The organism is Colwellia sp. MB3u-41 (assembly GCF_014076845.1).
Lineage (GTDB): Bacteria > Pseudomonadota > Gammaproteobacteria > Enterobacterales > Alteromonadaceae > Colwellia_A.
The window spans coordinates 1-278 of the sequence record NZ_JACGUT010000065.1; the positions used below are offsets into that span (position 1 = coordinate 1).

The window sequence follows — 278 nt, forward strand, 5'->3', positions numbered from 1 at the left end:
CGTAAGGAGCAAGAAAGTGTCGCCCATGATTTAACCCAGTTAATCGATACGGCCAATGCCCCTATTTTTGGGATTGATGCCGCGGGTCTGGTGAACGAATGGAACCAGCGCGCCGAGCAGCTCACTGGCTTTGCTAAGATTGATGTCATGGGCAAAGATCTGGTGGCCGGGTTTATCACCGATGATTACAAGGCCTCGGTTAAAGGGATATTGGATAAAGCCCTGCAAGGTGAAGAGTCGGCTAACTATGAATTTCCGTTGTTTACCAAAACGGGCGA

The 278-nt window shown here is 49.6% G+C and carries 1 protein-coding gene; it reads left to right on the forward strand.

Going from position 1 to position 278, the window contains the following annotated elements; genetic code table 11:
• The coding region (locus H4J73_RS20945; protein WP_182188795.1) for a PAS domain-containing protein at positions 1 to 278 on the forward strand (278 nt) is incomplete at both ends.